Origin of the sequence: Paraclostridium benzoelyticum, assembly GCF_001006285.1 — a bacterium.
Taxonomy (GTDB): Bacteria; Bacillota; Clostridia; order Peptostreptococcales; family Peptostreptococcaceae; genus Paraclostridium; species Paraclostridium benzoelyticum.
This window is the reverse complement of record NZ_LBBT01000248.1, coordinates 1-9,229: the sequence shown is the minus strand read 5'-3', so window position 1 is coordinate 9,229 and position 9,229 is coordinate 1. Positions and strand designations below refer to the sequence as shown.

Annotated in this window: 9 protein-coding genes; 8 read left to right on the top strand and 1 reads right to left on the bottom strand. The window is 27.7% G+C overall.

The window, feature by feature from the left end; genetic code table 11:
* Window positions 1-63 precede the first annotated feature (63 nt).
* The 5 genes from murJ (at window position 64) to VN21_RS12565 (ending at window position 5,370) form a co-directional block, all read left to right on the top strand.
* Complete coding sequence (gene murJ, locus VN21_RS12585; RefSeq protein WP_046823551.1) at window positions 64-1,608, top strand: murein biosynthesis integral membrane protein MurJ; 1,545 nt, start codon at window positions 64-66, stop codon at window positions 1,606-1,608.
* Between the two features lie 140 nt (window positions 1,609-1,748).
* Complete coding sequence (locus tag VN21_RS12580; protein WP_046823550.1) at window positions 1,749-2,513, top strand: ABC transporter ATP-binding protein; 765 nt, start codon at window positions 1,749-1,751, stop codon at window positions 2,511-2,513.
* Window positions 2,500-4,419 carry an ABC transporter permease gene (locus VN21_RS12575; protein WP_046823549.1) on the top strand — a complete coding sequence of 640 codons (1,920 nt, stop codon included), beginning with the start codon at window positions 2,500-2,502 and terminating at the stop codon, window positions 4,417-4,419. The genes VN21_RS12580 and VN21_RS12575 overlap by 14 nt, the downstream gene beginning before the upstream one ends.
* Window positions 4,420-4,429: 10 nt before the next feature.
* Window positions 4,430-4,933, top strand: coding sequence for a transglycosylase SLT domain-containing protein (locus tag VN21_RS12570; protein WP_046823548.1), 504 nt, complete (start codon window positions 4,430-4,432; stop codon window positions 4,931-4,933).
* A 104-nt stretch (window positions 4,934-5,037) separates the two neighbouring features.
* Window positions 5,038-5,370, top strand: a complete 333-nt coding sequence (locus VN21_RS12565; RefSeq protein ID WP_046823547.1) for a winged helix-turn-helix transcriptional regulator — start codon at window positions 5,038-5,040, stop codon at window positions 5,368-5,370.
* Between the two features lie 38 nt (window positions 5,371-5,408).
* Here VN21_RS12565 and VN21_RS12560 read toward each other — a convergent pair whose 3' ends face one another.
* Window positions 5,409-6,332 carry a DUF5692 family protein gene (locus VN21_RS12560; protein WP_046823546.1) on the bottom strand — a complete coding sequence of 308 codons (924 nt, stop codon included), beginning with the start codon at window positions 6,330-6,332 and terminating at the stop codon, window positions 5,409-5,411.
* Window positions 6,333-6,539: 207 nt separating this feature from the next.
* Here VN21_RS12560 and VN21_RS12555 point away from each other — a divergent pair, with 207 nt between their 5' ends.
* The 3 genes from VN21_RS12555 (at window position 6,540) to VN21_RS12545 (ending at window position 9,151) form a co-directional block, all read left to right on the top strand.
* Window positions 6,540-6,890 carry a hydrogenase maturation nickel metallochaperone HypA/HybF gene (locus VN21_RS12555; RefSeq protein WP_332840881.1) on the top strand — a complete coding sequence of 117 codons (351 nt, stop codon included), beginning with the start codon at window positions 6,540-6,542 and terminating at the stop codon, window positions 6,888-6,890.
* 276 nt (window positions 6,891-7,166) lie between these two features.
* Complete coding sequence (locus tag VN21_RS12550; RefSeq protein ID WP_046823544.1) at window positions 7,167-8,405, top strand: sensor histidine kinase; 1,239 nt, start codon at window positions 7,167-7,169, stop codon at window positions 8,403-8,405.
* An 11-nt stretch (window positions 8,406-8,416) separates the two neighbouring features.
* The gene (locus VN21_RS12545) at window positions 8,417-9,151 is read left to right on the top strand and encodes a response regulator transcription factor (protein ID WP_046823543.1); all 735 of its coding nucleotides are present in this window, start codon (window positions 8,417-8,419) and stop codon (window positions 9,149-9,151) included.
* Window positions 9,152-9,229 lie beyond the last annotated feature (78 nt).

The following is a 9,229-nucleotide window of genomic DNA, read 5'->3' as shown; positions in this document are numbered from 1 at the left end:
ATAATTATAATAATATGAAGAGTAAAATAATAAGATTAAATAAAAATATAAGGAGAAGTATGTATGTCAAAAGTAGCAAAAGCAGCTGTCGGATTGATGATAGCTACACTAATAGCGAAAGTTTTAGGGTTTGCAAGAGAGCTCACACTAGCTTCAGTATATGGAGCTTCTGGGACAAGCGATGCATTTTTAGTAGCTATGAATATACCTGCAGTTATATTTGCAGCAATAGGAACTTCTTTAGATACAGCGTTTATTCCTTTGTATCATGATATAAGAAAAAATGGCGGTAAAGAAGAATCAAATAAATTTACAAATAACGTATTAAATACAGTAATACTAATTTGTTTAGGTCTTTCTGTGGTAGGGTTGATATTTACACCTCAAATTGTAAAATTATTTGCAGTTGGATTTAAAGGAGAGGTATTTGATCAAGCTGTTTACTTTACTAGGGTAATGATACTTGGATTATCAGTTTTAGGTATGAGCTATATTATGACTGCATATTTACAGGTTAAAGATAACTTTGTAGTTCCAGGATTGATGAGTGTACCAAATAATATTATTGTAATAGCTTCAATTATTTTAAGTGCGACGATAAATATACACTTACTTCCATGGGGAGCTTTACTAGGATTATCATTACAGTTTTTATTTCAATACCCTTTTGCAAGAAAAAAAGGATTTAAATACAAACTAATTGTTGATTTTAATGATAAGTACTTAAGAAGATTACTTTGGCTTGTAATACCAGTTTTAATAGGGGTTGCAGTAAATCAAGTAAGTACAATAGTTGATAGAACTATAGCATCGACTCTTGCAGAAGGAAGTATATCTGCATTAAACTATGCCAGCAAATTAAATCAATTCGTAATGGGTATGTTTATAGTGTCAATTTCATCTGTTATTTATCCTATGTTATCTAAGTTAACTACAGAAAATAATAAAGAAGAATTTTATAAGTCTATAAAAACATCTGCAAATACAGTAACACTTTTAGTTATACCTATATCAGCAGGAGCTATGATACTTGCTGAACCAATCGTAAAAATGCTTTTTGAAAGAGGAGAATTCGATGCAAGAGCTACACAAATGACTGCTATATCACTTGTGTTTTACTCTATAGGTATGATAGGTTTTGGTCTTAGAGATATACTTGGAAAAGTATTTTATTCATTACAAGATACAAAAACACCTATGAAAAATGCGATAATAACAATTATATTAAATATAATATTAAATTTATTATTTGTAAGATTTACGAATATGGGAATAGCTGGATTAGCATTTGCAACTAGTATATCTGCTATTGTCACTATAATATTGTTATTTATAAGTTTAAGAAAAAAAATTGGACAGTTTGGTGGAAAAGAAATTTTAGTAGTTTTAATAAAGTCAATTGTATCCGCAGGGTTAATGTCAGTAATTACAATATTTGTATACAAGTTTTTAGGCGGAATGTTACCAGTTGGAAAATTATATGAAACTATAACTTTAGCTATATCAATAGGATGTGGAGCATTAACATATGGTATATGCATAATATTACTAAGGGTAGATGAAGTAAATTTAATTTTAGAGACTGTAAAAAACAAAATAAAAAGATAAGCAGAAAGGTATTGATGAAAATCAATACCTTTTTTTGTTAAGCTTACAAATATGTAATTTTAATGATAGATAAATCGATATTAGAAAATTATAAAAAGCTATATACTTAATTTTGTAATAATTAAAGGAGGTTAATAAACATGACAAAAATACTTGAAGTTAGAAACTTAATGAAATCATATGGTACAAATAAAAATACGCAAACAGTATTAAATGGAATAGATATTGATATAAACAAAGGTGAGTTTGTAGGAGTAATGGGACCATCTGGGGCAGGTAAAAGTACACTTTTAAATATAGTTTCAACTATAGACACTGCAAGTAGTGGAGATGTAAAAATAGAAGGAAAAAACATAACAAATTTAAACAATAAGCAAATATCAAAATTTAGAAGAGAAAGTTTAGGATTTATATTCCAAGATTTTAACCTACTAGATACATTATCAGTAAAAGATAATATAGCATTGCCTTTAGCACTTGCTCGTGCAAATGAAAAGACAATAAACAAGACTGTATTCTCAATTGCTAAAACACTAGGGATTGAAACATTACTTGGTAAATATCCTTATGAAATATCAGGAGGTCAAAAACAAAGAACAGCTTGTGCAAGAGCTATAATTACAAATCCATCGTTGATATTGGCAGATGAGCCAACAGGAGCACTGGACTCTAAATCATCTACGGACCTTTTAAATGCAATGACAAAGTTAAATGAAGAACAAGATGCAACAATAATGATGGTTACACATGATGCATTTGCAGCTAGTTATTGTAAAAGAGTCTTATTTATTAAAGATGGATTAATATTCAAAGAGATAAATAGAAGAGGAACAAGAAAAGAATTTTTTAAAGAAATTTTAGATGTATTATCATTGATAGGTGGTGGAGACAATGATCTTATTTAATATAGCGAAAAAAAACATACAAAAAAATCTTAAAGGATATTTCTTATACTTTTTCTCTATAGTTTTCACAGTTGGAATATATTATGCATTTAAAAATTTACAATATAATCCAAGTATAGATGCAGCTTTATCAGCAAGTTCTAAAGCATCAGCAGCATTTAATGCCGCATCAATTGTAATAGCATTATTTTCAGTTTTATTTATATGGTACTCAAATAGTTTCTTTATAAAAAAGAGGAAAAAAGAGATAGGACTATATGCATTATTAGGAATTGAAAATAAAGAGATAGGACTATTATTATTCTTTGAAACATTAATAATAGGAGTTGTTGCCATTGTAATAGGTATAATAGCAGGAGTAGTATTTTCAAAACTTATGCTAGGAATACTTATAAAGCTTATAGGATTAAATTTAAGCATAAATTTTGCAGTTTCAATAAAAGGAGTTTTTGAGACATTTATATTATTCATATTAATATTTTTAGTTATAGCGTATCAAAGTAATAGAATAATATATAAATTTAAGCTTATTGAATTATTTAAAGCTTCAAGCACATCTGAGAAAGCTAAAAAAGGATCAAAATTATTAGCGATACTATCAATAATATTTATAGTCGTTGGATATGCAATATATCTTTCTACAACAAATGGAATGGATTTAATTCTTGGAGCATTTGTCACATTATTTATGGTAGTTGTTGGTACATTTTTATTTTTTAGTTCATTTATGTTTTTTATAATTAAAAAACAACAAAAAAATGGGGCAAATTATTATAAAGGATTAAATATGATATCAACATCTCAATTATTATACAGAATAAAGAGTAATGCAAAGATGTTATCTATAATAGCTATATTAAGTGCTACTACGTTAACTGCGATAGGGGTGTCTATTTCAGTGTACTTTATGAGCTCTCAATTAGTTGAGCAACAGGCACCATACTCTTATACTTTATCACTCGATAATAAAGAGTATATAAAAGAATTTGAAAAGATATTAGAAGATTCAAAAGATCATAAATTAGTTGATAAATTTGTACTTAGCTATATAGATTTAGAATCATATAAGGAGAATTCACATGGATTCAAAGACACATATCAAATAATGTCTTTATCAAATTTAAATGAAATATTAAAGTTGAATGGAAAAAAAGAGATAGAAGGTATAGATGACAATGAATTTATTCATGTATACCCTGAAGAAATAGGGTTTGATACTAAATCATTTATAAATATAAATAACAATGGAAAAGATGTAAAATTAAACCTTAAGTCACATATAGATGAGAAATTATATAATTCATTTAGCCCATCAGAGATGGTTGTTGCTTCAGATAATGAGTTTAAAAATTTAAAAGCTAATAATGAGTTAAAACATTATTACACATACAATATAACAAATCAAAAAGATGGTGACAAATTTGATGGAAAAGTATCAAAATTAACAGAGAAATACTATACTGGGGATCAAAAAAGACCAGCTTCAAGTTATGTATTATCTTACTATGAAGCTTTTAAGGATGGGTTTACAACTTCAGGAATTATGGTATTTATAGGTGTATTTGTAGGCTTAGTATTCTTAGTTTGTACAGGTAGTGTAATTTTCTTCAAATTACTATCAGAAGCTCAAGATGAAGCGCCTAGATATACTGTACTAAATAAAATTGGAGTAGATGAGGATGATATCAAGTCATCTGTATATAAGCAAGTTGGGTTTAACTTCTTTTTACCTTTAGTATTAGGAGGTTTACACAGTGTCGTGGCAAATTATGTTGTTTGCAATCTACTTGGACAAAATTTATCGGTAGTAATGTTGTGGACATTAATTCCGTATTCGATAATTTATATAATATATTATTTAATTACTTCTAAGTTCTACTTCAATATAGTAACTAAACAAAATTAGGAGGCGTATTATGAAAAAAATATTATCTACAATAATAATATTAACACTAGTATTTGTAGTTGGAGTAATTGTTGTCGCTAGAACTGCGGTATATCCAGTAAAAGATGTATCTGAAATAAAATCTGTAGCTAAAGAATATAATATTGACCCATACTTTTTAGCTGCTATAGGACACTTTGAATCTAGATTTGATGAAAAAGATTATGAAAAAAATGATAATAATGGGATACTAAGATTTAGTGATGAATCTTCAATAAAATTAGCACATGAATTAAAGATGAAGAATTTTAAGCCTAGTGACTTAGTAGACGATAAGACGAGTTTAAAGTTAGGTGCATATTATTTATCTAAATTTAAAGATGAAGGCTTAAGTAAAATGATTCAAGAATGGAATGTAAGAAATAAAGTCGATGATACTATTGATAGAAGAGCATATGCTAAAGAATATTATGTTCCTAAGATTGAAAAAAATATAAAGATAATTAAATTTTTATACCCAGAAATGAGTTTTTAATAAAAGCGTAGATTATTCTACGCTTTTATTTTTGAAATATACAAGTATAATAGGTATAATAAAACTTAAATTTAAGAAAATTATGATAAGTAGGAGGAGTGAGAATGTACAACGTAGAGGATCTGATATATGATTGTCCGGTTGAAGCTCTATCTAGTATCTTAGGTAAAAAATGGATACCTGCTATAATATGGCAAATCCAAGATAATAAAATAAGATTTGGAGAGTTGCAAAGATCTATAGAAGGATGCAGTAAGAAAATGCTAATCCAACAATTAGAAGTATTAATAGAAAATGGCATCATAATTAATGAAAAAAATACTGATAGCAAAGTGGTTGAATCTATTTATTATTTAAGTGAATCTGGATTAGGCTTATTACCAATAATGAAACATATGATAAATTGGAGTAATAAAAATCTTGAATGTGGCAAATAAAAAAAGCCATCTCAATTTTTTTGAGATGGCTTTAGAATTTATTCAGCATACGCTTTTACTTCTTCATAACACTGTAGATCAGTATAAAGTTCTGAAGTATATGGATTGCGTTTAGTTTTTCTTACTTTATAAATCATATAAATAAATAATGCTACATTAGCAATTAAAGCAATTGCACTTATTATAAAAAGAGCGGTTGAATTTTGTGTAGACTTAACTGCAAACTGTGACTCATCTATAAAAGAAGGGCATGTCATTGCAAACATACACCATAGTGCAAGTGTTTGAGCACGATGTTGTAGCCAAGCTCCTTTTTTCAATGTAAAAGCAGCTACAGTTGGAGCAACAAGTAAAGCAATTCCACAATACCAAGCATGATCACTTAAGCAATTATAAGTATATGCAAAGTTCCAAAGGTCATAAGCTATAATCCAGAACCAGCACATATCTGGCCATAACATATCTTTACTTTTATCTTTACTGATACATATTCCCATCCAACCTGTTATAGTAATAATATTTAAAATTCCAGCAACACCATTTAAGTAGTTCCAAGAACCACTATATGTCATCATACCTTCAAAGACTTGTCTTGTAAGTCCAAGAGAGCCTATTTGGAAATCACGAGCAACAGCTTCCATAATATTAATAGCAAGTATTAATGGTGGAAAGCATAAAACCCATTTATGCTTAGTAGCTCCATCTATATGACGTAATAACCAGAAACCTACACAACCAGCTAAGGCAGAGTAAACTTTTGCATAATGGAACCAATCGTTTACACTAGTACCTTTTGTAGTTTTAGGCCAAACAAAAAATGTAAGAATTATTGGAAGTATTATAAATAGAGAAACCCCACCCCATTTATAACGTCGTCCAATTTCATTTAACACAACTAATACTATAAATACAAAAAATAACATTAGCCAATTTGATATTGGCTGAGATTCGAATAAAAACATTATAATTATCCCCCCATCGAATGTAAAGTGTTTATTCACGAATATTGTAGCACTATTTATTTGTAAATGAAAGCGATTTACTGAAAAAAGTAAGAAAACGAACAAAATATATTCTTGGGTAATGAATTGATAAAAATTTGGTGTTATAATACTATCAAGGGATTTATATTATAAATATATCTTAAAAAATCAACAAAATAGGGGTAGGTGAATGACTTGCATGAGTTAGGGGTCGTAATTGAGGTTGTAAAAACTGTAGAAAGAGTTGTGTTAGAACAAAATTTAAATAAGGTTGACACAGTGGTACTCCAGATAGGTGAACTATCATCTATGATACCAAAATATATTAGAGAGTGTTATCCTGCTGCAGTTGATGGAACTATGCTACATGACACAAAGTTAGAAATAGAAATTTTACCAGGTAACGGGATTTGTAAAGCGTGCAACAAAGTATTTAATTTACTTGAAAATAATCGTAAATGCCCAAATTGTAATAATACAGAGTGGGAAATTTTAGGGGGAAAAGAATTTTTTATAAAAGAAATTATTGCTTGTTAAAATTATTGAATACTATAAAATTTAGAACTGTGGCATAGAATAAGTTTGAACTACTATGCTACAGTTTTTTTATGTATTTTTAATAAAAGAGACATTTAATCCTTATAAGAATTATCCTACATTATGAAAAATTTAAAAAATATTTATATAATATAGATGTATAAATCTGTTTTTGTGCTTATAATTAAGTCTTGTAATTTATAGACGAAAAATAATATAATAAAATTAATTAAATATTGGAATTTTGCGAAAACTGGTGAGGAGAGAGATTAAAGGATGAAAAAGATACTCCATTTAGATGACATTATAGATAAAAAAAAATTTCAAAAGATACAAGATGATATAGCGGCAGCTACAGGTATAGCTATAATAACAGTTGACTATATAGGAAAGGCGTTAACTAAACATAGTGGGTGTAGTGAATTCTGTAAACTTATTAGGAAAAATGATGTATATGCTCATTTATGTGAACGATGCGATTCAAGAGGGGGAGTTGAAGCTGCTAGATTAAAAAAAACATACATATACGTATGCCACAAAGGCTTAATTGACTTTGCTACTCCCATAATTGTCAATGGTCAATATTTAGGAGCATTAATGGCTGGACAAGTTTTAATAGAGGATACAAAGACATTAGATTTGGAAAATATAGTACCAGTGGAAATAAACTTTGATGGTTCAATGGAAAAAGAAGAATTAGAAAATGCATATAATAAATTACCTGTAGTAAGTTTTAATAAGGTAGAATCATTAGCAGAAATGATGTCACATATAAGTAATTATATAGTATCAGAATGTTTATCAAAAACACTTCAAAAAGAGCTAGATGAGAAAAGAGAAGAATTTGAAGAAGCTAAAAAAATTAAGGATGAGTTAGAAAAAGAATACAAGGCATACCAATTAAAATCTCTTCAATCACAGGTAAATCCAAATTTTTTATTCAACTTACTAAATAGTATTTCGTCTTTAGCTATAGTTGAAGATGCACCAAAAACTCATGAGATAATATACAATCTATCAAACCTGTTAAGGTATGGGTTCAAAAAATCGGATAAAATAATTACTTTAGAAGAAGAACTTGATTATATAAAATCATATTTAGAACTCCAAAAGATAAGGTTTTCTGAAAGGCTAAATTATGAAGTTGACATTAATGAGCAATTTAAAAATATAAAAATACCATTTATGATTGTACAAACTTTTGTTGAAAATTCTGTCATACATGGCCTTGAAGACAAAGAAGATGGCGGATATGTAAAGGTTTTCGTAGAAAGGGAAGAAAATTATATAGTTATAAAGGTTGAAGACAATGGAATTGGAATTGAGAGAGAACAATTAAATTTAATTCAAAAGGATTTAGATTTAAAAGATTATACGGATATGGATAGTATGGGAATAAAAAGGGCTAATAAGAGGTTGCAGTACTATTATGAAGAAAATTATAAGATAGAAATAAATAGTACAGAAAATTTTGGAACTTTAGTAAAAATAACTATTTTAAATAGATATAGCTAGGAGTTGGATATATGGTTAAGATAATGATCGTTGACGATGAAGAATTAGAAAGAGACGCTTTAAGTATAATTATCAATAAATGTGAAAATATTAAAATTATAGCTCAAGCTAAAAATGGAAAAGAGGCAATAGAATTAGATAAACAGTTTAATCCAGAAATTATAATAATGGATGCTAAGATGCCTGGTATAGATGGTATAAAAGCTGCAAAGGCAATAAAGCAGCAAAATACAAGTAAAATAGTTATAATGATGATATATGATGATTTTGAATTAATGCATAAATTATTAACTGAAGGTATAGATGACTACATATTAAAGCCTATTAAACCAATTGATCTAATAAATATTGTTAATAAATCTATTGTTAATCTAAAAACTAACAATAAGTTGCAAATAGGGGGATATTCAAAAGATAAAAGAGATTTATCAATTAATTCATCTATAGAGTACATAAATAATAATTTAGGGAAAAACGTTAGCTTAGAAAAGGCTGCTTCTATATGTAATTTAAGCCCTTGCTATTTTAGTAAAGTATTTAAAAAAGAAGTAGGTATAAATTTTATTTCATACGTTAATGATAAAAAAATAAATAAAGCTAAAGAAATTTTAGAAACTACGGACATTCCTATTACAAATATATCTATTGACTTAGGGTTTGAGGATTGTGGATACTTTATAAGGGTATTTAAAAAATTACAGGGAGTTACTCCAAAAAAGTATAGAGAATTATATAGATCTAAGTAAAAAAGCACTTTACCAATAATTAAAATTAATTACTGGTAAAGTGCTTTTTTAAAATATAATTTTATAGAATAAATTTAA

What these genes read in the sequence shown, in the direction of transcription:
- murJ (WP_046823551.1), top strand. Translation starts at nt 64, where the DNA reads ATGTCAAAAGTAGCAAAAGCAGCTGTCGGATTGATGATAGCTACACTA.
- VN21_RS12560 (WP_046823546.1), bottom strand. Translation starts at nt 6,332, where the DNA reads ATGTTTTTATTCGAATCTCAGCCAATATCAAATTGGCTAATGTTATTT.
- VN21_RS12550 (WP_046823544.1), top strand. Translation starts at nt 7,167, where the DNA reads ATGAAAAAGATACTCCATTTAGATGACATTATAGATAAAAAAAAATTT.
- VN21_RS12575 (WP_046823549.1), top strand. Translation starts at nt 2,500, where the DNA reads ATGATCTTATTTAATATAGCGAAAAAAAACATACAAAAAAATCTTAAA.
- VN21_RS12570 (WP_046823548.1), top strand. Translation starts at nt 4,430, where the DNA reads ATGAAAAAAATATTATCTACAATAATAATATTAACACTAGTATTTGTA.
- VN21_RS12545 (WP_046823543.1), top strand. Translation starts at nt 8,417, where the DNA reads ATGGTTAAGATAATGATCGTTGACGATGAAGAATTAGAAAGAGACGCT.
- VN21_RS12565 (WP_046823547.1), top strand. Translation starts at nt 5,038, where the DNA reads ATGTACAACGTAGAGGATCTGATATATGATTGTCCGGTTGAAGCTCTA.
- VN21_RS12580 (WP_046823550.1), top strand. Translation starts at nt 1,749, where the DNA reads ATGACAAAAATACTTGAAGTTAGAAACTTAATGAAATCATATGGTACA.